This window comes from Chloroflexota bacterium, assembly GCA_020850535.1.
Classification (GTDB): Bacteria; Chloroflexota; UBA6077; order UBA6077; family JACCZL01; genus JADZEM01.
Map to the genome: position 1 here is coordinate 40309 of JADZEM010000058.1, position 21550 is coordinate 61858.

Annotated in this window: 17 protein-coding genes; 6 read left to right on the forward strand and 11 right to left on the reverse strand. The window is 67.8% G+C overall.

Annotated features, from left to right (window positions below; translation table 11 throughout):
- Nucleotides 1-104: 104 nt before the first annotated feature.
- A complete protein-coding gene (locus IT306_08595; GenBank protein ID MCC7368467.1) occupies nt 105-2807 on the reverse strand; it encodes a VWA domain-containing protein in 2703 nt (900 codons plus the stop codon).
- Nucleotides 2808-3011: 204 nt separating this feature from the next.
- Nucleotides 3012-3821 carry a hypothetical protein gene (locus tag IT306_08600; GenBank protein MCC7368468.1) on the reverse strand — a complete coding sequence of 270 codons (810 nt, stop codon included), beginning with the start codon at nt 3819-3821 and terminating at the stop codon, nt 3012-3014.
- Between the two features lie 266 nt (nt 3822-4087).
- Between IT306_08600 and IT306_08605 the strand changes: the two genes are divergently transcribed.
- The gene (locus IT306_08605; GenBank protein ID MCC7368469.1) at nt 4088-4657 is read left to right on the forward strand and encodes a hypothetical protein; all 570 of its coding nucleotides are present in this window, start codon (nt 4088-4090) and stop codon (nt 4655-4657) included.
- 108 nt (nt 4658-4765) lie between these two features.
- Nucleotides 4766-5614, forward strand: coding sequence for a TIGR03619 family F420-dependent LLM class oxidoreductase (locus IT306_08610; protein ID MCC7368470.1), 849 nt, complete (start codon nt 4766-4768; stop codon nt 5612-5614).
- A 21-nt stretch (nt 5615-5635) separates the two neighbouring features.
- Here IT306_08610 and IT306_08615 read toward each other — a convergent pair whose 3' ends face one another.
- The 5 genes from IT306_08615 to IT306_08635 all read right to left on the reverse strand — a co-directional run bounded on the left by IT306_08615 (nt 5636) and on the right by IT306_08635 (nt 10429).
- Complete coding sequence (locus IT306_08615; GenBank protein MCC7368471.1) at nt 5636-6310, reverse strand: Uma2 family endonuclease; 675 nt, start codon at nt 6308-6310, stop codon at nt 5636-5638.
- Nucleotides 6311-6914: 604 nt separating this feature from the next.
- Nucleotides 6915-7493, reverse strand: coding sequence for a Uma2 family endonuclease (locus IT306_08620; GenBank protein MCC7368472.1), 579 nt, complete (start codon nt 7491-7493; stop codon nt 6915-6917).
- A gap of 190 nt (nt 7494-7683) precedes the next feature.
- A complete protein-coding gene (nadA, locus tag IT306_08625; protein MCC7368473.1) occupies nt 7684-8673 on the reverse strand; it encodes a quinolinate synthase NadA in 990 nt (329 codons plus the stop codon).
- A gap of 17 nt (nt 8674-8690) precedes the next feature.
- A complete protein-coding gene (nadC, locus tag IT306_08630) occupies nt 8691-9638 on the reverse strand; it encodes a carboxylating nicotinate-nucleotide diphosphorylase (protein MCC7368474.1) in 948 nt (315 codons plus the stop codon).
- Nucleotides 9635-10429, reverse strand: coding sequence for an NUDIX hydrolase (locus IT306_08635; protein MCC7368475.1), 795 nt, complete (start codon nt 10427-10429; stop codon nt 9635-9637). The genes nadC and IT306_08635 overlap by 4 nt, the downstream gene beginning before the upstream one ends.
- Nucleotides 10430-10614: 185 nt before the next feature.
- On the opposite strand from IT306_08635, the gene IT306_08640 reads away from it, so the two are divergent.
- Nucleotides 10615-11211 carry a DUF2199 domain-containing protein gene (locus IT306_08640; protein MCC7368476.1) on the forward strand — a complete coding sequence of 199 codons (597 nt, stop codon included), beginning with the start codon at nt 10615-10617 and terminating at the stop codon, nt 11209-11211.
- An 82-nt stretch (nt 11212-11293) separates the two neighbouring features.
- On the opposite strand, the gene IT306_08645 is transcribed toward IT306_08640, so the two are convergent.
- The gene (locus tag IT306_08645) at nt 11294-11755 is read right to left on the reverse strand and encodes a YaiI/YqxD family protein (protein ID MCC7368477.1); all 462 of its coding nucleotides are present in this window, start codon (nt 11753-11755) and stop codon (nt 11294-11296) included.
- A 131-nt stretch (nt 11756-11886) separates the two neighbouring features.
- On the opposite strand from IT306_08645, the gene IT306_08650 reads away from it, so the two are divergent.
- Nucleotides 11887-12657, forward strand: coding sequence for a TrmB family transcriptional regulator (locus tag IT306_08650; protein MCC7368478.1), 771 nt, complete (start codon nt 11887-11889; stop codon nt 12655-12657).
- Nucleotides 12658-12930: 273 nt separating this feature from the next.
- Nucleotides 12931-14199: an adenosylhomocysteinase gene (locus IT306_08655; protein MCC7368479.1), complete on the forward strand. Its 1269-nt coding sequence runs from the start codon at nt 12931-12933 to the stop codon at nt 14197-14199.
- Between the two features lie 152 nt (nt 14200-14351).
- Here the strand turns inward: IT306_08655 and IT306_08660 are convergent, their stop codons facing one another.
- Genes IT306_08660 through IT306_08670 form a run of 3 tightly spaced genes read right to left on the reverse strand, consistent with a single transcriptional unit; the run spans nt 14352 to nt 18168 of the window.
- Nucleotides 14352-15473 carry a glycosyltransferase gene (locus tag IT306_08660; protein ID MCC7368480.1) on the reverse strand — a complete coding sequence of 374 codons (1122 nt, stop codon included), beginning with the start codon at nt 15471-15473 and terminating at the stop codon, nt 14352-14354.
- Nucleotides 15474-15482: 9 nt separating this feature from the next.
- Nucleotides 15483-16982: a sugar transferase gene (locus tag IT306_08665; GenBank protein ID MCC7368481.1), complete on the reverse strand. Its 1500-nt coding sequence runs from the start codon at nt 16980-16982 to the stop codon at nt 15483-15485.
- A 46-nt stretch (nt 16983-17028) separates the two neighbouring features.
- Entirely contained in the window at nt 17029-18168 is a 1140-nt protein-coding gene (locus IT306_08670) for a glycosyltransferase family 4 protein (GenBank protein ID MCC7368482.1), read from the reverse strand.
- A 269-nt stretch (nt 18169-18437) separates the two neighbouring features.
- On the opposite strand from IT306_08670, the gene IT306_08675 reads away from it, so the two are divergent.
- Nucleotides 18438-21203: a HAMP domain-containing protein gene (locus tag IT306_08675; protein ID MCC7368483.1), complete on the forward strand. Its 2766-nt coding sequence runs from the start codon at nt 18438-18440 to the stop codon at nt 21201-21203.
- Nucleotides 21204-21550: the final 347 nt, after the last annotated feature.

Here is a 21550-nt window from a genome sequence, read left to right on the forward strand (position 1 = left end):
TGTCGAGTCGCTGCAGGATGCGAGCAGCCAGGGGCCGGCGTCACCGAGCTGGCCCGCATCTCGGCTCAGGATGCGGGGTTCACTCAGGCACGATCTGGCCGACGCTAGCTGAGGTACACCTCCATGGTGGGCGCGCCGGCGGCCCAGGCCCCGCCCGAGTCGAGGAGCACCAGCCGCACCACGCCGGCCGGGTCCCGACGGATGTTCAGCGGGCGCGCGCCACCCTGACGCAGCAGGTCGGCCAGGCGCACCCGGGCGCGAGGCGTTGTCAGGTCGTCCACGAAGAGCGCCAGCACGAGACCGCCGTCCATCGGTGCGCTGCCACCGATCCGTACGCTGAGCCGCGAGAGCAGGTTGCTGCTGGCGAGCCGCGCTGGATGCTGCGTCGAGTCGAACAGCAGGGCCTCGCCGTTCACGAGCTGTGGCGTGCCCGCGAACACTGGCGCGGCCGGCGGCTGAGACTCGGAGACGCGGCGGCCGGGGCTTGCAGGCCCGTGCGGCGTGCCCCCATCCCTGCCGGATGCCGTCTTGCGGAGGCGGCCGGCCAGCGACCGGGCCGCGTCGAGCGGCGTACGAGCGAGCGCCGACATGTCTGGCAGGCTGCTTCCAGGGGCTGCACCCGGTGTCGGTGGCGACATCGGCGGGGGCGAGGACGCCGAGCGACTGACGGGGCTGTCGTCCGACGAATCGTACGAGACGGCTTCCTCCATCACCGCCCCGTCATCTACGTCGGGTGGTGCGGCGAACGTCACGGGCATCGGGGAGGCCCGCATCGCCATGAAAGCTGCGCCCCCGCCGCTCAGCGCGAGGCGGGGCATCAAGAAGCTCTCGGACCAACCGTGCGCCAGCGCGCTCGCCACCACGACCGTGCCGGCGACCTTCGCGCCCGCCTCAGCCCGCGTCGCCACGAATGAGGTGGCCGAGCTGGCGATGCCGTAGGCCAGCGACTCCCGCACCAGCAGGCTGCGGAGCGCATCCGTCAACTCGCCGCGCGCGTTCTCGGCGTAGACCGGTGCGGAGCCGGCCACGAGCGCGGCCGGGTCGTAGCCCAACTGCCGCAGGCGCTCCTCCTGCGCGATACCCGATGTCTGGATCAGTTCGATGTCGAGCACGCGACGCGCCCCGAAGAGGGCTGCGACGGCCGGCCTGGAGGCCGCGCCCTCAGATCGAGCGGTCTCGGCAAGCGGCTCGCCGTCAGCGAGCAGGCGCAGGTGTGGCGTCTCGCTGTGCCCGTGTTCCACTCGTCCTGCCACCCAGACCGCCCGGCCGGCCGGCAGATCGCCCAGGTCGATCTGGCTCATTCCGCGCGCCGGGTCCACCGTGACGCGCCGTCCGGCCGCCTGAACCGCCGTGCCGGCGACCTCGACGGTCAGGTTGCGGACGACCGGTGCGGCCCAGTCGGTCAGGATCTCGTCCAGCGCCGAGGCGATGTCGTTCTCGGCGGGGTTGCTGGTCAGGAAGCGGGCGATGCCGCCACCGCGCTCGGCAAGCTCGTTGGCGAGGCCGTCGTTCGGCGCGGCGTCGATGCAGAGGACGTCCACCCGGCGCCGGGCGACCTCGCCGGCCTCCCGCTCGACCAGCGCCAGAATCCGACCGGCGTCGCTGACCTGGGCGTCGGTGACGATCAGTACGTGCCGGGCGCGACCCTCTGCGTCGCGGGGCTGTCGGAGGGCCTGCTCCAGCGCCACACCAAGCTCAGTACCTCCGCTGTCGCGGTGGTTGACCAGAAACTCGCGCGCCTGCCGAACGGTGCGCTCGTCGCCGCGCACAGGTCCGCGCGCGAACCAGCGAGTCGTGGAGTGGAACAGGCCGAGGTTGAACGAGTCGGCGGGCGTCAGGCCGGCCAGCAGGTTCTGCACCGCCCAGTCGGCGGCCTCCCACTTCGGACCCTCCATCGAGCCGGAGTGGTCGATCAGCAGGATCAGCTCACGCGGCAGCAGGGCCGTGGCGGCCCCGGACGCCGGCGGGGAGACCAGTGCCAGGAAGCACGAGGCCTTGCCCTCGGGCAGGGCGTGCCGCAGCACCTGGAACGATGGCCGGCCGGCCTGTCGCCGCGGCTGCCAGGTCAGCACACAATCGCGGTCCGGGATCACCTCGCCGTCGCGCAGGCGGATGCGGAGCCGTCCCTCGCCAGCCTCAACGGCCAGCGGATGCGTCGGGCTGGCGACCTGTTCGGCGGCCTCAACGGTCAGGTCGAGTGCGAAGCGGTGACCGGGGTCGCGCAGGAGGGCGAACGGCTGCCCATCGGCTGCCGACGACCCGCGTTCGTCGCCGCGCACGTAGCGCGGCACGGTCGTCAGCGGGAGACGCAGGCTCCAGCCGTCGCCCTCGGCGTGCGCGAGCTGCGTGTAGGACGTGCGGACGGTCACGTCTTCTCCAGGCTTGACGCCCGTTACCTGGAGGGTGAAAACGTCTGGCGCCTCTCGGCTGAGCAGCGTCGCCTGTCGGCCCTCGTCACGGGCGCGCTTGTACGTCTCCTCGGCCTGCTGGCGCTCGGCAAGCTCGGCCTGGATGCTCGTCTCGCCGAACTGGACGCTGACGCCGGTGATGGCAGCGTCGCCGGGCAGCGGGAAGCGGTAGGCCGCCTCGATCGGCTCGGCGGACACCTCCGCGCCGAAGCGAAAGCGCTGCACGAGCTGGAGCGCGGCGACTGGCCCTGCGATCTCGCCAATCAGGTCGGTGCGCTGGAGAGGCACAAACTGGCGAAGCTGGCCGGTGGCGGAGTCTGGCCGATCTGGCCGGGGGATGATCTCCAGGACGGGGAAGCCGTCCGGACGGGCGTTCTCAAACGTGCGAGGATTGAACACCTGGGCCTCCACGGGCGTGTTGACGCACGGTGCTGGCCGCGCAAAAGACGATGGGTCTCGACAGTACGCCTGGCTACCCGCATGCCTGCGCTCTCACTGCGAGACGCCGGCCGCCGCCGAAAAGATCCAATTCCGGATCGTAGAGCAGCGCCCGCTGCAGGGCGCTGCAAGGAATGCACCTCGGCGGCCAGAATCTCGCAGGGATCAGGGACGCACCGAGATCAACATCGGGAGGTGGTCGGAGACCTCGACGTCCGGGACACGGAACGACGCAATGTCCAGTCCTGGCGTGGCGAACGCGAAGTTCGCGTGCTTCTGCTCCTGGGGGGTGCCGTAGTACGGATTCAGTTTACTGCGCGTCGTCTCGATGGCGTACTCGGCGATCAGGTTGCGCCGGCCGTACTCCAGGAGGCGCACGCTGAGCGTCTCGGCCAGCAGGTTGAAGTCGCCGACCAGTAGGGCGGGGCCGCTGTGGCGGTCCATGACGCGCCGAATCGCCCGGGACTGCTCCAGGCGTTCCTCGTTGTCGAGCTTCGTGCCCGGACGCGCCATGCCGTGAAAGTTCGCAATCAGGAAGCCGCCGCTCGGGCCCCTGACCCGGATCCACTGGAGCTTGCGCGCCGTTCTGAACACGCCCGGCACGGCGTCGAGCGTGTCGTCGTGCACGATGATCGGCTCGCAGCCCCGGTCGACGATCGGCAGACCTCGGCGGACAAAGGTCGCCAGCCCGAACGGAACGTGAATCGGTGGCAGACCGTCGGCGCGGGGCTGGTCCCACGACACCACGGTGTCGAAGCGGCCTTCGAACTCGTGAAGGGTGGTCGAGAGTTCGGCGTAGAGGTCCGTGCGAAAACCACAGTCGAGCGGTACATTGGCGGAGGCGTGTAGGATCTCCTGGAAGCAGAAGACATCGGTGGTGTCGGCCTGCTGGCGGAGGAACCACAGCAGCGGTTGCAACACTTTTCCGCCCCAGGTGTTGAGCGAGACGATCCGTAGAGGCTGCGCGTCGACCATCCTCGATCCGTCACAGTGGAGTTGTACGCTGGAGTGTGCGCCGGTCATCGTGGGGGAGCCTGACGCCTCACCAGAAGCGTACAGGAATACAGACGCGTCACAGATTTCGTGACCGAGCCGTGACCGGCAGGTTTTTGCGACACCGTTGTCAGAAGGCTCCGTTTACAGTTGTTGATGAGCGCGGTTCTGTCACGTTGGACGGACACGAAGCTGGCGCATCGGACGATGGGTAGGAGGTTCCGGAGATGCAAAGAGTGTGGCGAGCTTTGGCTGCGCTGCTCCTGCTCGGAGCGCCGGTGCTCTTGGCGCCGACGGGGATCGTGATGGCGGCCGGCGATCTTGCGCTGCAGGGAGCGAGCGTGCTCTCGCCGGCGGCCGGTATCAACAACGACGATCCGGACGAGCTGTGCCGGAGCGGCAACCCGCGCAAGCAGAAGAAGTGCCGCTACAACGGCTGGGACAACGACAACGCCTGGACGACGGGCGGCGGCCCGGACGCGCGCTCGATTGGCTCCGCGCGGAGCGGCCTGACTGTCGAGCTGTGGCGCTCGAATGAGTGGCCCAAGGCGAACTCCAACCTGACGCTGGCGGTGAAGGGGGATCAGGCCCCGATCTCGCAGGTGTCCTGGCGGGCGGTCGGTCCGACCGCCGACGATCCGGCTGGCGACGACATGGCCCATCGCGGTGAGCAGACCTACGATTGTGCCGGGGCTGTCCCGTGCGCGTTCGCCTGGAATGTCGTCCCGCGCTACTCAGGCTACTATGCCGTCTACGCGAAGGTTCGCGACACGTCCGGCAACGAAGCGGAGCTGGTCTGGAAGTTCACCGCCGACTAGCCTCGGCGCCGACCGTGCTTTGAGGATGCCGAGGCTCCAGGGGTCTCGGCATCTGGTCGCTGAGCGTACTCCGCGATAGATCCCGGGGTCCGGGACACAGGAGCGACAATGAAGTTCGGCCTCTTCGGCCTGCATCGCGGCGCGAACGCTGATCCCGACGTGCTTGCCCGTCGTGCACGGCTCGCGGAGGATGCCGGCTTCGAGTCCCTGTGGCTCGGCGACCACATCATGCTGCCGTTCGGCGCGCAGGCCCTCCCGACGTTGCCCGCCGATCAGCCGCGCCTTGAGGTGGTGGTGGCCCTCGGCTACCTTGCCGCCGTCACCTCGCGGGTCCGACTCGGTCTCGGCGTGATCGTGCTGCCGCAGCGCCAGCCGGTCCTGCTGGCGAAGCAGCTCACCACCGTTGACGTGCTCTCTCGCGGCCGGCTGATCTTCGGGATCGGTGTTGGCTACCTCGAACCAGAGCTGGAGTCGCTCGGCGCATCTCTGGCCGATCGAGGTGCGCGAACGGACGAGTACCTTGCCGCCATCCGCGCGATCTGGGCCGCCGATGCCCCGGACGTCGACGGTCGGTATGTGCGCTTCGCCTCGGTGATGCAGCGCCCGCTGCCAGTGCAGCGGCCACACCCGCCGATTGTCGTCGGTGGCAGCTCGAGGCCGGCCTATCGGCGTGCCATCCTCGCCGCCAACGGGTTCTACGGCTCGAACTATACGGTCGCGCAATCCGAGTCGGTGCTGCGCGAGATCCGGGCGTTGGCCGCGTCGCTGGATCGCCCGCCCGCTCTCGGCGACCTGGAGATCACCGTCACGCCAACAGAGCCGATGACCCTCGATCTTGCGCGCCAGTACGCGGCGCTTGGCGTGGACCGGCTGCTGCTCCAACCGCGCGATCTCGACGGTCCCGAGGTCGAAGCGCTGATCGCGATGGTCGGCGAGACCCTGGTCGGCCGGGCGTAGCGCCCCGATCCCCGGTGCCTTTCAGGATGGCAAGTCTGCTCGGGCCTCATCGAGCGTGGGCAGCGGTCGGCGCCAGAGCCACTCTATACGGAGACTGAGCCCAGGCAATACCGTCGATGTGTAGATGCCGGTTGGACTCGGCTCGATACGACGATACCGGCCATCTTCTTGGAGCACAAAGAATCGGGCCTCGTCGCGCAGTTCGTCGATGATCCAATACTCAGGAACGCCTGCCTGCTCGTATTCAAGAAGCTTGTCGCGACCATCCCGCACGATGCTGTCTGGCGAGACAATCTCCACCACCAGGTCAGCGGGACCATCGACATATGTGCGCTGAAGCCGATGGAGGTTCTGGTTTGCCACAAACAGCAGGTCAGGCTCACGTCCACTCGGGCGCGTTGGCAGGTGCATCAGCGTCGGTGGAAGGTAGAGGCGTCCCAGGCGAAATCGGTCGATGTATGTCCCCAGCCAGAGCGTGAGAAACGTCAGGATGTCCTGATGACCGAGGTTTGATGGCGACATCTCGACAATTTCTCCATCGACCCACTCGGCTCGTCGGTCCTCATCGAGCCAGTCGTGGAAATCTTCAAAAGACATCAGCGGCGGCTCGTAGCGGCTCGGAGATCGCCGCTCGTTGGAGTGAATCGCCACGGACAGACCTCCTCGACCGCGAACTGCTTCTCTGAAGCGTACCATGGGGCATGCCAGGGTCACACGACAAAGGTCGCGAGACCCGTACGTCTCGCGACCTCGTTCGTTCAGCTCTGGCAGTGTTGCTAGGAGAAGCCCGGCCGACAACCGGGTCTGATGAACGCGGTTTGCAGCGATCTGAGCTGCGGACTGCGTGACGTGGTTAGGGAGGATCGGAACGCGGTCGGAACGTTGTCGTGCCACCCGGAGGCGAGCGGGCCCGTCATGGCGACTCGGAGCAGCCCCAAGAGGCCCAGGCACAGCCCAACGGCAGGCAGATGCGGGTCGACGGGCAGTTGCTGGTGGCAGCGCGAGCAGGCTTGGCGGCACGCTCGGCCCGTCGTTGTTCAGCACGTACAGCCCGGCGAACGCCTCATCGTCGAACAACTCCCCACGCTGGCTCGCCAGCCACCCGTAGAAGCTGTCCCGTCCCACGAACGCCCTGTACACTGTGTCCGCCTCAAACAGCACATGCTGTGGCCCGCGCTTCCCGGCCTTTCCGCTTCCCTCACTCACCTGACCGGTTGCTTTATCCTACCCGGCCAGCACCCCGCCCCGGTAGCCTACCTTCCGGCCGGGCTTCCTCAAGCGCCGAGCCTGAACCGCCGTGTCACGCCGGCAGGTCGGCCAGCGCGTCCTCAAGGTCCGGCAGCGGCCATTGCCAGAGCCAGCTAACGCGAAGCTGCAGACTCGGCAGTACCGCCGACGTGTAGACGCCATCCGCAGAGGGTGCGATCAACGTGTACTGGCCCGCATCGTCCAGCACGTAAAACAGCGCTTCCGTCCGTGATTCGTCGATGATCCAGTATTCGGGAACACCAGCAGCCTCGTATTCGGCGAGCTTCTCCGTGCGGTCACGCCCCCGACTCTCCGGCGAGACTACCTCAATCGCGATGTCAGCCGGGCCGTCAAGATAGGTGTCCTTCACGCGGTCCAGATGTTCGTTCGCCACGAACAGGATGTCCGGCATCCGACCGCTGGGGCGAGATCGCAGCCGCATGATGAAGTTCGACGTGATGACGATGCCGAGCTTGTTCGGTCGGACACGCGACTTGATCAGGTCAGCAAGAAAGGCCGTCTGAAGTAGGTGGCGAATGTTCTCCGGTGACACGCTGATGAGCACTCCGTCGACCCACTCGGTTCGCCGTTCCTCCTTGTCCCAGCCGTCGTGAAACTCCTCCCAGGTCACGCGCGCTGGCGAGGGCGACGGAGATGGGCGGTCGGGGCCGGTCAGATCGACATTGAGCATGTTCGGGTTCCCTCCCGGGACGCTGGCTCGCCTATCAGCGTATCACGGCCTCGGCACAATCGGAAAAGCCATCAAGGGTCATGAGGCTCACCGCCCCATGACCCTTGAACCTGTGGCCTGAGTCCCGTGACTAGACGGCGACGGCCAGCATCCGGTCGATGGACAGCCGCGCCTTGTCGGCCATCTCTGGCTCGACCTCGACGGCCGGGGACATCTCCAGCAGCGTCCGGTGCAGCTTCCGCAGCGTGATCTGCTTCATATACGAGCAGACGGCGGCACGGTCGGCGGCCAGGAACCGCTTGTCGGGGATCTCCTTCTCCAGCCGATGGAGAATGCCGACCTCGGTCGCCACCAGGAACAGCTCCTTCGAGCTCTTCTTGGCATGATTCACCATGCCCTCGGTCGACAGAATGTAGGTCGAGTCGGCGGACAGCATGCCGGCCTGCTTGCCGTAGACGTACTGGCTGCTGCAGCCGCACTCTGGGTGCACCAGCAGATCGGCGTTCGAGTTCGCCTTGCGGTTGGCCTCGAGCTCGTCGGGGCGGATGCCGGCATGCACATGACACTCGCCCATCCAGATCTCCATGTTGTCCCGGCCGAGTGTCGCCTTGAGCCAGGTGCCGAGGAAGAAGTCCGGCAGGAAGAGGATCTTCTTCCAGGAAGGGATCGAGCGGACGATCGATTCGGCGTTGCCACTGGTGACGCAGTAGTCTGACTCCGCCTTCACGGCCGCCGTGGTGTTGACGTAGCTCACCACGACCGCGCCCGGATGCTCGGCCTTCCAGGCCCGCACCTGGTCCGCCGTGATCGAGTCCGCCAGCGAGCAGCCAGCCGTCGGATCGGGGATCAGGACCGTCTTCTCCATGTTGAGGATCTTGGCCGTCTCAGCCATGAAGTAGACGCCGCACATCACGATGACCTTCGAGTCCGTGCGCGCCGCCTCGCGCGCCAGTCCGAGCGAGTCGCCCACGAAATCAGCGACATCCTGTACCTCGGGCACCTGGTAGTTGTGCGCGAGAATGACGGCCTGTCGCTCGCGGGCCAGCTCGCGGACCTCACGGGACAGCCTGGCGCGCTCCGCATCGGACAGGGGCGGCTCGGCGCCGAAGCCGTTTGCCATCATCGGCAGTTCCAGGGTCACAGGACGACCTCCAGTGAGAAGTCCAGGGAGCCGGCCGAATGGGTCAGCGCCCCGAGTGAGGCGTAGTCGACGCCCGTGCGGGCGATGGCTGGCAAGGTGGCGTGAGTGACGCCGCCGGACGCTTCGAGCAGCACCCGGCCGGCCGCACGCTCGACGGCCTCGCGGAGGCGCGTCACGTCGCCGTCCCCGCCGACGAAGTTGTCGAGCAGGACCATGTCGGCGTTCGCCGCGATGGCCTCGTCAAGCTCGTCCAGGTTCGTCACTTCGATCTCGACGCGCTGACCGGGCGCTGCCCGGTCCTGTGCGCCACGCACGGCGGCGGTGATGCCGCCGGCCGCGCGAATGTGGTTCTCCTTGATCAAGAAGCCGTCGTCCAGGCCGGCCCGGTGGTTGCGACAACCGCCGACACGCACGGCGTACTTCTCCAGCACCCGTGCACCGGGGGTGGTCTTGCGGGTGTCCAGCACCTCGGCGCCGGTCCCTGCGACGGCTTCAGCGGCCCGCCGGCTGCTGGTGGCGACCCCGCTCAGCCGCTGCACGAAGTTCAGGGCCGTCCGCTCGCCGGTCAGGATCGAGCGGGCCGAGCCTTCGATCCGCGCGACCACCCGCCGACTGCCCCAGGAGCCTTCGTCGGCCAGTCGCGTGATGCGGACGGACGGATCGACCATCGCGAAGACGGCTTCCACCACCGGCAGCCCACACAGGATGCCGTCCTGCTTCTGGAGGATCTCGGCGACGGCCGTTGTCTCCGCTGCGACCGTCGCTTCGGTGGTGATGTCGCCCCGGCCCACATCTTCGGCGAGCGCCAGCTGGATGATCGCGGTCACGGCGTCGCTGCGCGGAAAGCTCGCAGCGGCCCCACGGCCGGCCTGGCTGACGACGCTCCCACGGTCCGCCGGGGCCGAGACGGCGGACACTGGGTTCGATACCCCGGGCGGGGTCATGAGGCTACCTCCGACGATCCCGGCCCGACCACGAGCCGGGGACTGCGCGAGCCGGCCGGGCCACCCTGCCAGCGCAGCTCGCGACGCCACGTACCGGACAGCGGTCCGGAGAACTGGTACAGTTCGCCCGGCCGACCCGGGCCTTCTGCCGCCGCGCGCTCGCCCGTCTGCACGAGCGCGCCGGTCGTGAACAGGGCGGCAAACGCCTTCTTGAAGTTGCTGGTGTTGAGGCGGACCAGCGACGGATCGAGGATCGCCGCGTAGACCGCGCGTAGCTCCGGCAGCGTGAATTTCTCTGGCAGAAGCTGGAACGCCACCCAGGAGTAGCGGACCTTGCTGCGGACGCGGTCAATCGCGACGCGGAGCATGTCTCCGTGGTCGAACGCCAGCTCTTCCCAGGGCAGCTCCGAGATCGGGAACCAGGCGATGCGGAGGACATCCGCTCCAGGCGCCAGCTCCAGGTGATCCGTCCGCACCAGGGCTGCGTGCGCCACCGAGACGACCCGCCCCCGCGAGTCGCGGTCCGGCCGTCCAAAGGTAGCCAGCTGCTCCAGGTACCAGTCTCGGGCGTCCAGGCCGGCCTTGCTCCGCAAGGCTCGGCGCGCGGCCTCGTCAAAAGTCTCATCCGAGCGCAGCAAGACGCCGGGCAACGACCAGTGCCCGCCAAATGCGGCGTCGCCGCGCTGGACGAGCAAGACCTGCCAGGCGCTGTCAACGCGTGCCGCGGCACGGACCGTGAAAAGGACCACGTCGACGGCCGCCACAACATTCGGGATGAGCTGGTCCGGCACCCACCGATCCTCAGAATAGAATCAACTCGATTCTATTCCCGTCCGGGCTAAATAGCAAGGAGCTTGACATCATCGTTTCTTTGAGCGCGCTTTCCGCAGATTGATGGGCACGTCACCGTGGACGAGTCCCCTAACCGCTGCGCTTTGCGTTTTGATAGCCAGCAAACGCGAGAACGGAGCGTCGGATGTCACCCCAACCGCATTCTCAGAGTCGAGAGGCGCTCATCGGCCGCCCACGCGACATCGCGTTCGCGCTCCCCAAGCACCTCTGCCTCGTGCCGCCCAGCCAGCGCGCTGAGCGCGCCCAGTGGACCACCGATCTCTGCGTCATCGACGACCGCGACTACTTGATTCGCGGCATCCTGGCCGTGCCGGTCCCAGAGGAGCAGGGCGAGTTTACCTGGGGCGTCTGGGCCCGCGTTGCTCGGGCAGACTTCGAGCAGTACGTGGACGCCTGGGAGAGCGACAGCGAGTTGCAGGTGCCGCTGTTCACTGGCCAGTTGTCTGGCGGGATCGAACCGTATACCGACGCCGACCGTCTCGACGTGGTCGTGCATCTCCAGGGCGGCGGCCTGCGGCCACGCTTCCTGGTGATCTCCGACCGGCACCCGCTGGGCCAGGATCAGCGGCACGGCATCACCACGGCTGAGGCCGACTCGATGATCGCGCACTATCGGCGGCAGGAACAGGCGGCTGAGTCCGCGCGGGCGACGCAGCCCGTGCGCCAGGAGCGCGGCCTGCGCCGGCTGATCCGAGGGCTGATCGGCTGGTTCGCCCCGTAGGCTCGCACTCGGGAACGTCCGCCGCCCTGCTCCGAAGCTGGTACACGTTGACAGCGTCTGAGACGGCCCGCTGACGTGAGGATTAGCGGCCGTTTCGGCGCTCGCGCAAGCGCCGGTTGACGACCTCGTCCAACTTGCCCGCGAACTTGCCCCGGTCGCGCGCGTTGAGCGGCGGCGGCCCGCCCGTGTACTCGCCGAAGCCGCGCAGGTAGGATGCGATCTCCCGGCTGGCGAGCAGTCCTCCGACGGCGTCTGGGGTGAACTCTCGCCCCCGGAAGTCGATGCAGAGCGCGCCCTTGTCGATCACGCGGCCGGCCAGCGGCAGATCTGCCGTGGCGACGATGTCGTCTGCCGTCGTCTCCTCGGCGATCCAGTCGTCGGCGACGTCGAGGCCGCCGTTGACCTGCACCAGCGTGATGCTGTCCTGCTCGGGGACGCGCATCCAGGTGTTCGAGACGACGACGACCGGCAGCCCGTAGCGGGTAGCGACCTTGTAGATCTGCTCTTTGACGGGGCAGGCATCCGCATCCACCAGGATTCTCACACGGCCTGCCCCCCACTCCGTGGAGGCTGCATGCCGAGAGTGTACTCCGAAGCAGGGCAGAACGGTTGACAGGGCGCCAGTGAACGCGCGATAGTAACCACGACGGTGGTTACTACTGCGGAGGCGGTGTCGTGGCGGTCGATCTGCTCCAGCGCATCGGGCTCAACAAGTACGAGGCCGAGGCCTACCTCGCCCTCCTCGCCGATGGTCCCCTGACCGGCTATGAGCTTGGCAAACGTTCGAGCGTGCCGCTCTCCAAGAGTTACGAGGTGCTGGAGCGGCTGACTCGGCGGGGGCTGGCCCTGGTGCAGCCGGGAGATCCGCCACGCTACCTCGCCGAGCGCCCCGAGCGGGTGCTGGCCCGGACCCGCGCCGAGCAGGAGGCCGTGCTCGGGGAGCTTGCCGAGCAACTGGCGAGCATCCAGCAGCCAGACCCCGCTGACGGGTTCTGGGTGCTGCGCGGCCGGCACAACGTGCTGACCCGGGCCGGCGCAGCCATCGACGAGGCCCATGCCGAGGTCGTGATCGGGCGGCCCGGCTCGGGCAGCGCCCCGGACGTCGAGATTGACGCCGCGCTGGAGCGGGCACGGACGCGCGGCTGCCGGGTGGTCGAGCACCGGCTCTCCCCCCCCGACGGCCAGTCCGCGCCCGTCATCGTGCTGGTGGATGGCCGCGAGTCGCTCGCCGGGACGCTGGCCCCGGCCGATCACTGTCAGGCCGTCGTGAGCGCCAACCCGGCCCTGGCTCTGGCGATTCGTGGGGCCTGCGCCGGGCAGCCATCACCGGCCGTCCGTTTGACCCAGCCGGCGGCGGCCGTCGGCGACAACGGTGGCTGGCTGGACTGGGAGGCCAGAAAGCACCAGCAGCTTCGGCGGACGGGCGGTGGCGGGCGCGTCGCCTGACACCTCAAGTTTTCAGTTGTGAGCCAATGGTGAGTGACGCGTGCCCCTCCCTGTCAGCCTGAGTTGAGTGAGCTTGCGAACGAAACGAAGGACCTCACCCACTGACCGTCAACGTACCCGTCACCCGCTGTCGTTCAGGTGTCGCGTCAGCGGGTGAGATCCTTCGCTGCGCTCAGGATGACAATTGCAGCTTGCATGCTTTCACCAACATTGACGACCCACGACCCACGACCCACGACCCACGATCCACGATCCACGATCCACGGAGGCTCCATGTCGTTCGATATCGCCAACCCCGCCCTGGCCGCCACCGGCCGCGGCAAGATCCGCTGGGCGGCCCGCCACATGCCGGTCCTCGGCTCGATCCGCGAGGAGCTGGCGGCCACGCGTCCGCTCGTCGGCCAGCGGATCGCGGCCTCGCTGCACATCACCACCGAGACCGCCGTGCTGCTCGGGGCGTTGCGGGCGGGCGGGGCCGAGATCGCACTGTGCGCGTCAAACCCGCTGTCCACCAAGGATGATGTCTGCGCCGCCCTGGTCGCCGACGACGGCATCGACGTCCACGCCTGGCACGGCGAGGACCTCCCGACCTACGAGCGCCACCTGAACGCCGTGCTCGCAACCGACCCGCACCTCGTCGTCGACGACGGCGCGGACCTGATCGCGGCGCTCCACCAGCGGGGTGACATCGGCTCGACAGTTGCCGGCATCGAGGAGACCACCACCGGCGTGATTCGGGTGCGGGCGCTGGCGGCTGAGGGTGGTCTGCGCTTCCCGGTCATCGGCCTGAACGACACGCCGACCAAGCGCCTGTTCGACAATCGGTACGGGACCGGCCAGAACACGCTGGACGGCATCCTCCGTGCGACGAACATCATGTTGGCTGGCTCAACGTTCGTGGTGGCCGGGTACGGCTGGTGCGGCCGGGGGATCGCCGCCCGGGCGCGAGGCATGGGGGCGCGCGTGATCGTCTCCGAGGTCAACGCGACTCGGGCGCTCGAAGCCGTGATGGACGGGTTCGAGGTGCTCCCGATGACCGAGGCCGTTCCGTTGGGCGACCTGTTCGTGACGGCAACTGGCATGGCCGGCGTCATCCGCGCCGAGCACTTCGCGCTGATGAAGGACGGGGCGATCCTGGCGAACTCGGGGCATTTTGACGTCGAGGTCGAGGTGGCCGCCCTCCGCGAGCAGGCCGGCGCGGAGATCGAGATTCGCCCGAACCTGGCCGAGTTCCGCCTGCCGAATGGCAAGGCGATCTACCTGCTGGCCCAGGGGCGGCTCGTCGGGCAAGTGGCCGCCGAGGCCAGCCCCGCCTCGGTGATGGATCTCAGCTTTGCCGGGCTGGCCCTGAGCGCGCGCTACCTGCTGGAGCGTGCGGCCACGCTCGCGCCGGGCGTCCATGACGTGCCGGCCGCGCTCGACGAACAGGTGGCCACGCGCAAGCTGGCGGCCATCGGCGTGCGCCTGGACACGCTCGACGAGAACCAGGAGGCGTACGCCCGCTCCTGGACGGTCGGCACGCTGGCCCAGTCCGTCGCCTGACTCGAAGCGATCCTGACCCACGCGTGCGGTGATCGCTCGAAGGACCGTGGCCCCCGTTCCGGCACGGAGCGGGGGCCGCGGATGCACTCACTCCGGAAGCTGACCGGGTACAGCACATCGTGCGTCGGCCCGGGTGCGGCGGCTTGTGCGGCTTACGGACGCTCGGCTTTCGACCGGTGCTCGGTCTGCCATTCGGCGTAGGCCCGCTCGACGAAGTTGGTGAACCGCTCGCGGAAGAGTGACACGCTGAAGCGCTCGGCGTTGCGGCGAATGCGCTCCGGGTCGAACGACATCGTCTCGAGCTTGCGGACGGCGTCGGCGAGGTCCTTCGGTGTCTGGCGCGGGAACAGCACGCCGGTCTCGCCGTCAATGACCGTGTCGAGCGAGCCGCCAGCGGCGTAGGCCACCACCGGCTTGCCCACGGCCTGCGCCTCGACGGGCGCGATGCCGAAGTCCTCCTCGCCGGGGAAGAGATAGGCCCGGCAGTTGGCGTAGAGGTCGGCCAGCGTCTCGTCGTCCACGCGGCCCAGGAACTCGATGTTCGGCGTGGCGCGCCCCTCCAACCGGGCGCGATCCCGCCCGATCCCGACGATCTTGACCGGCAGGCCCAGCTCGCGGAACGCCTCCACGATCAGGTCGATGCGGCGGTACGGCGCCAACCGCGCCACGGTCAGATAGTAGTCGCCGCTGGTCCGGCTCAGGGTGAACTGCTCGGTGTCGACCGGCGGCGGGATGATCTCCGACTCGCGGCGGTAGTACTTCTGGATGCGCGCGGCCACGGCGGTCGAGATCGCGATGTAGCGGTCCACCCGTGACGACGCGCCAGCATCCCAGACGCGCAGATAGTGGATCAGCGGCGGCAGCACCAGCCGCGCGAAGCCGCCAAGCCGCTCCCGCTCGACATACTCGCGGTAGCGCCAGACCCACCGCATCGGCGTCAGACAGTAGCTGATGTGCAGCGTGTTCGGGCCGGTGACCACGCCCTTGCAGAACGCGCTGCTGTTCGAGATCACCACGTCGTAGCCGCCCAGGTCGAACGACTCGAAGGCGATGGGGTACGCCATCAGGTACGCCTGGTGCTGCTTCGTCACCAGCGGGAAGCGCTGCATGAACGACGTCCGGATGTCCCACGAGCGGTAGGCCGCCGGCATCACGTTCGCGTCGTACATTGAGGTGTAGATCGGAGCGTCGGGGTAGTAGCTGTGTAGCTGTTCGAGAACCCGCTCAGCCCCGCCATACTGGTTCAGATAGTCATGCGTCAGTGCGATTCTCATCTGTTGCTGTCAGAACGCCCCGCGACCCTGGAGCACCGCGGGCACCGTCCGCAACAGGATGCGGAAGTCCAGCCCGAGCGACCAGTTCTCGATGTAGTAGATGTCGTAGATGACCATTTCGTCAAAGGTCAACTCGCTTCGACCGCTGACCTGCCAGAGACCTGTCAGTCCAGGCGATACTGCCAGTCTTTTGTAATGCCAATCCTCGTAATTTGCAACCTCTGGCGGAATCTGCGGGCGCGGGCCGACGACGCTCATGTCGCCGATCAGCACGTTCCAGAATTGTGGCAGCTCGTCGAGGCTCCAGCGGCGGATCACGCCGCCGACCCGCGTGATCCGAGGGTCGCGCCGATCCTTGAAAAGCCGATTGTCGCCATCTTGCTCCTTGAGCATCGCGGCGCGGAGCTTGTCGGCGTCCTGGCGCATCGAGCGGAACTTGAACATCGTGAACGGCAGGCGGTTCTTGCCGATGCGGGTGTGGTGGTACAGAACGGGCCCGCGCGATTCGAGCTTGATCAGCAGCGCGATGACGGCGAGGATCGGCGAGAGCGCCAGCAGGGCCAGCGACGCCACCACGATGTCGATGGCCCGCTTGGTCAGGGCGTTCCAGCCGATGATCGCGACGTCCTTCAATCCGATGAGCGGGATGCCGCTCACGGTATCCACGTCCACGCGGCTGAGGCTCATCTCGTAGAGGTCGGGCACCAGTTTGAAGCTGACCTGTCCCTGCCGGCAGTGATCGACGATGCGGAGGATCGCGGCGTGCGACGCGGCCGGCAGCGCCACGATCACCTGGTCGATCTTCTCTTCCTCGGCCAGCCGCTCGACGTCGTCCAGGCCGCCCAGGTGCCGGAACCGGCCAAAGTCGCCGGCGCGGTCGTCGTCCACGAAGCCGACGACGTAGTACCCCAGGTGAGCGCGCGAGGCGAGGCTCTGCATGATGATGCGGCCAAGGTTGTTCCCGCCCACGATCAGCACCCGCTCGACGCCGATGCCCCGCTGGTGGAGGATCGAGGCGACCAGTTGGACGATGGCCCGCCCGAGAATGACGAACAGGGTGGCGGTGAACCACGTCAGGATGAACGTCAGGCGGGAGGTGGCCGGGTAGCGCAGCAGGGCCACGCCGGCGAACAGCGTCATGGTCGCGAGGGCGATGCTCCGCGTGACGCTCGGGATATCGTCGAACCACTCGGTGCCGCGCCGCTGGCGGTAGAGACCGCTGAACGCGATCGCCAGCAGCGAGACCGGTATGAGTCCGAGAAGGACCGGCGCGAAGACCGAGAATGGGACGTAGTTCGTCTCCTCGATCTCAGGCCCGATCTCGGCCACGTAGCGGATCGCCCAACTGGTGAAGAACGCCAGCACGATCATGGCGGCGTCAGTGGCGACGTGGACGACCGTCAGCACCCAGTCGCGGCGGCCGCCGGACGGGCCGTCAGCGCGCTCGGACGGGCCTGGGCGGGGAGCCTGGGCGACGCCGACACGACCCTGGGGATCGACGACGGTCATCGTGGTTGGAAGCGTCCGACGCGGCGGTCCGCGGCGCGCGAAGCGGTCACGATTGAAGCACCTCGCGGTAGACCTGCACCGTTTCCTCGGCCATCCGACGCCATGAGAAGGTCGCCGCTCGTGCGAGGCCGGCCGCCGACAGCTCGGCGCGCAGCGTTTCGTCGTTCATCAGCTCGCACAGCGCTGCCGACAATCCTTCGACATCCGACGGATCGACAAGCCGTCCGGCATCCCCGACCACTTCTGGCAGGGATGAGGCCCACGATGAGACGACGGGGGTGCCGCACGCCATCGCCTCCAGCAGGGGGAGACCGAAGCCCTCGAACCGACTCGGGAACGCGAACACGGTCGCGCTACTATACCACAGGGCCTGCTGCTCGGCCGGCACGAAGCCCGGGAAGCGCACGTAGTCGGCCAGTCCGAGCGACTGAACCAGCGCGAAGATCGTGTCGTAGAGCCAGCCGCGCCCGCCCGCCAGCACCAGGATATGGTCAGTGCTCCCGTGCTCTCGCAGTCGGGCGTAGGCCCGCACCAGCGTCTCGATGTTCTTCCGTGGTTCGAGCGTCCCGAGGTAGAGAATGAACCTCTCGGGCAGGCTGTACTGTTGACGGAAGACGCCGATGTCGGTGGGCGTGGCCGGGCGGAAGCGCTCGTCGGCGGCCAGCAGGATCGGCGTGACCCGCTCTGGGGCCACGCCGCACAGCTCGATGACATCCTGTCGGGTGCTCTCCGAGATGGTGATGACCCGGTCGGCGCGGCGCAGCGACGACGGCGTGAACGTGCCCAGGTAGAAGCGGTTGCCCCGGTTGAAGACCTCCGGAAATCGCAGGAAGCTGAGGTCGTAGACCGTGACGACGCTCCTGCCACGCCAGCCGAACGGCGACACAAACCCGAGCGCGTGAAGCAGGTCGGCGCGCTCGCGGAGCAGCTCGAGGGGTAAGACGCTCTGTTCCCAGGCGATGCGGACCGGCGGCCGAGCGACGGGCAGATGGGTGAGGCGGCGGCGAACTCGCGGGCGGCTCAGGAGCTGCCGATTCGGGTCGCTGGCCGGCGCATAGACGAGGTACTCCTCGTCGCCCGGGACGCGCGGCAGCTCGTCCAGCAGGTGGTAGATGACCCGGTTGATACCCGCCGTGCGATAGCTCGCGCTGGTCGAGAGGAGCTGGGCGTTGAGGGCTATACGCACGTGATCTGCGTCCCGGTGGTGACCATACACGCACATTATCGGGCGAAGCGCCACCTGGCTGCCGCAGATCCATTCCGGCGCAGGTGTACTGCTCGCGGCTGGCCGAGCGAACCCCGGCGGGGTATCCCCTTTTGGGCTGCCGACGCCGTTGTACCTGGTAAGTCCCGGGGCCTTGTTCCTCCGGTCTGTGCATTGAAGTGGCGGCTTCTCTCGCAGGATTGCGGTGAGTGTGAATGGCGCCGTCGACTTCAGCAGCCCTGGGAGCAACCATGAACATCCAACTGAGAATCCTCATTCCCGTTGTGTTGGCGCTGGTACTCACCGCTGGCGTAACCACCGGCATCAGCGTCTTCGCGCAGAATCAGATTCTCGAAGCCCAAGAGGAACAGCGTCTCGACTATCTCCAGAAGACGCTGGCGCAGAAGATCGAGGCGCGCGCGCAGCTTGCGCTGGCCGGCGCGACTGTCGTGGCGGAGAATCCTGTCGTGCGAGAAGCACTCGCCCGCCAGGATCGTGACGCCTTGATCGCCGCCGTGGGCCCGGGCTACGCCGAGCTCAACCGCCAGTACGGCGTGCCGCAGGCGCAGTTCCACCTCGCACCGGCAACGTCGTTCGTCCGCTTGCACGATCTGAAGAAGTTCGGCGACGACCTCTCCCAGATCCGCAAGACCGTCCTCGTCGCGAACCAGGAGCGGCGGCCCGTCAGCGGCCTCGAAGAGGGTGTGGCGGGCTACGGCATCCGTGGCGTGGTGCCGGTCACGTTCGAGGGTCGACACGTCGGCACGTTCGAGCTGGGCATGGATCTTGACCGCGTCGTACTCGAACAGTTGCGCGCGGCGTTTGGCGCGGAGTTGACCGTGTACATCCGCCCGGCCGGCGGCGGCCAGGACGGCGCGCCCGCCTTCAAGGTGTTCGCCTCGACGACGGACCAGCCTCTCCCGGTCGACGATGCGACGCGCGCGGCGGTCTTCGCTGGCGGATCGGCTGCTGTGTCGCGGGTGATGCATAACGGCGAGCCGTTCGCGGTGATGTCTGCCCCGCTGCGGAACTTCGCCAATCAGCCCGTCGGCCTGGTAGAGATCAGCCTGTCCCGAACGGAGACGCTCGCACGGATCGGCGAGAACACCCGAAACGGCCTGCTGGCTGGTGGGCTGTTGACCATCCTGATGGTCGCGGTGACCTGGTGGATCACGACGCGGCGGATTGTCCGTCCGGTGCGGCTGCTGACAATCGCCGCGCAGCAGATCGCGCGCGAGGATCTGCCGTCGTTTGTGCGCGTCGCGAAGGCACTGGCGGCCGGCGACCTGACCCAGACGGCGACCGTCACGGCCCAGACGGTCGAGGTCTCTGGCAAGGATGAGCTCGGTGCGATGGCCGAGGACTTCAACATCATGATCGACAGCTTCCGTCTCACCGGCGCAGCGTTCGCCGAGATGGGTTCCAGCCTCCGAGACACCATCGGGCTGGTGAAGCAGATCGCCGACGAAGTCGCCGACTCGTCGACGCACCTGGGGAGGTCGGCTGACCAGGTCAGCGAGGTTGTCGGACAGGTTACCGTCGGCATCCAGCAAATCGCGGTCAACGCCGACCAGCAGGCGTCGGCGGCATCGGTGAGCAACCAGTCCGTCGACCAGCTCAAGGTGCTGATCAGACAGGTCTCACAGGGCGCGCAGGATCAGACCGTTTCGGTCTCAGACGCGTCGGCCAACACCGAGCGCATGGCGACGGGTGTCGGCCAGGTCGCGATGAACGCGCAGTCGCTCGCCAGCGCTGCCCAGCACACGCAGGAGGCTGCCGAACAGGGCGCGCTGGCCGTTCGTCGCACGGTGGATGGGATGGCTGAGATTCATGCGGTGGTGGAAAAGGCGTCAAGAAAGGTCGAGGAGCTCGGCGGCCTGAGCGAGAAGATCGGCGCGGTGGTCGAGACCATCGACGACATTGCCGAGCAGACGAACCTCCTGGCCCTTAACGCGGCCATCGAAGCGGCCCGCGCTGGCGAGCATGGGCGTGGTTTCGCCGTGGTGGCCGACGAGGTCCGCAAGCTGGCCGAGCGCTCTCAGCGCGAGACGAAGTCGATTGCCGAGCTGATTCGTGAAGTGCAGCAGGGGACGCGCGAGGCCGTCGAGGCGATTGCCCAGGGCACGGTCAAGGCGAACGACGGCTCGGCTGAGGCCGACCAGGCAGGCCGGGCGCTCGAAGCGATCCTGACGGCCATGCTCGACACCGTCGGGCAGGTCGAGGCCATCGCGACGGCTGCCCAGGAGATGGCCGAGCGCAGCCGGCAGGCCAGCGAAACGATGATGTCGATCACGGCAGTGGCCGAGGAGACGACCGCCGCATCTGAGTCCATCGTCGGTGCGTCTGAGGAGGTTGGCGGATCGATTCGGTCGATTACCGCGGGCTCGGCGGCGAACAGCGCCGCGACCGAAGAGATCTCTGCCGCCGCCGAGGAGATGAGCGCGCAGGTCGGAGAGATGTCCGATCAGTCGCAGGTGCTCGCAGCGACCGCCGAGCAGCTTCAGGGCGTCGTCGGAGGCTTCCGTACCGACGCCGACGCGGAAGAAGGCTCCGATCGTGACCGACACCTGCTGGCCGCGGTCCGCGCACATGCTCGCTGGCGGCTGCACCTTGAGCGTGCCATCGCGGGGGGCCAGGCGACGGTTGACGTCCCGACAGCGCGGCGCGACGATGCCTGCCCGTTCGGCGCGTGGCTGTACAAGGAGATCGGTCCGGCCGACCGTCAGCACCCGCAGTACCTTCCGGTGCGAGAGCTGCACGCCGAGTTCCATCGGTGCGCGGCATCGGTGCTTGAGCTTGCTGTTGGCGGCCGGCAGGCGGAAGCGCGGGCCGCGGTGGCCCCGGGCAGCGCGTTTGTCCGTGCGAGCCTCGCGCTGACCCACGCCATCGGTGACTGGCGGCGTGCAGCTGGCGATGCAGATGCCCCCGAACGGCCGACGGGACACCCGGCCGTCGGCGCTCGTCCTGGCGTGGCCGGCCCGAAGGGCGCGGCCCGAGGTGGATTGCGCGCGGTCTAGCAGGAGTGGTGGCGCACACCGGGGTGACGGCTTCGGCTGTCACCCCTTGCGCCGGCGTACAAGAAGCGGTCGGGGAGTTCGAGCGCCGGCAAGCAGACGCAGCGCGCACACCCCGCATTCGCCACGCCTGCATTCCCAGGGTGATTGCATGTTCATTGGTGTCCCCGAAGCATCGTGGAACGGGCGGTCGGGGACTGAAGTCCCCGCCTACACGCATTCAGTCGCTGCGCGACGGCCGTCGGGAACGGCTGGGGCTGGCGAGCCTGGAGCGTCGCGCAGCGACTGCAGGATGGTAGGCGGGGCTTTCAAGCCCCGACGCGGCGGCACGACGACATCAACATGCAATC

What these genes read in the sequence shown, in the direction of transcription:
- IT306_08655 (MCC7368479.1), top strand. Translation starts at nt 12,931, where the DNA reads ATGTCGTTCGATATCGCCAACCCCGCCCTGGCCGCCACCGGCCGCGGC.
- IT306_08660 (MCC7368480.1), bottom strand. Translation starts at nt 15,473, where the DNA reads ATGAGAATCGCACTGACGCATGACTATCTGAACCAGTATGGCGGGGCT.
- IT306_08675 (MCC7368483.1), top strand. Translation starts at nt 18,438, where the DNA reads ATGAACATCCAACTGAGAATCCTCATTCCCGTTGTGTTGGCGCTGGTA.
- nadA (MCC7368473.1), bottom strand. Translation starts at nt 8,673, where the DNA reads ATGGCAAACGGCTTCGGCGCCGAGCCGCCCCTGTCCGATGCGGAGCGC.
- IT306_08600 (MCC7368468.1), bottom strand. Translation starts at nt 3,821, where the DNA reads ATGGTCGACGCGCAGCCTCTACGGATCGTCTCGCTCAACACCTGGGGC.
- nadC (MCC7368474.1), bottom strand. Translation starts at nt 9,638, where the DNA reads ATGACCCCGCCCGGGGTATCGAACCCAGTGTCCGCCGTCTCGGCCCCG.
- IT306_08640 (MCC7368476.1), top strand. Translation starts at nt 10,615, where the DNA reads ATGTCACCCCAACCGCATTCTCAGAGTCGAGAGGCGCTCATCGGCCGC.
- IT306_08615 (MCC7368471.1), bottom strand. Translation starts at nt 6,310, where the DNA reads ATGGTACGCTTCAGAGAAGCAGTTCGCGGTCGAGGAGGTCTGTCCGTG.
- IT306_08610 (MCC7368470.1), top strand. Translation starts at nt 4,766, where the DNA reads ATGAAGTTCGGCCTCTTCGGCCTGCATCGCGGCGCGAACGCTGATCCC.
- IT306_08665 (MCC7368481.1), bottom strand. Translation starts at nt 16,982, where the DNA reads ATGACCGTCGTCGATCCCCAGGGTCGTGTCGGCGTCGCCCAGGCTCCC.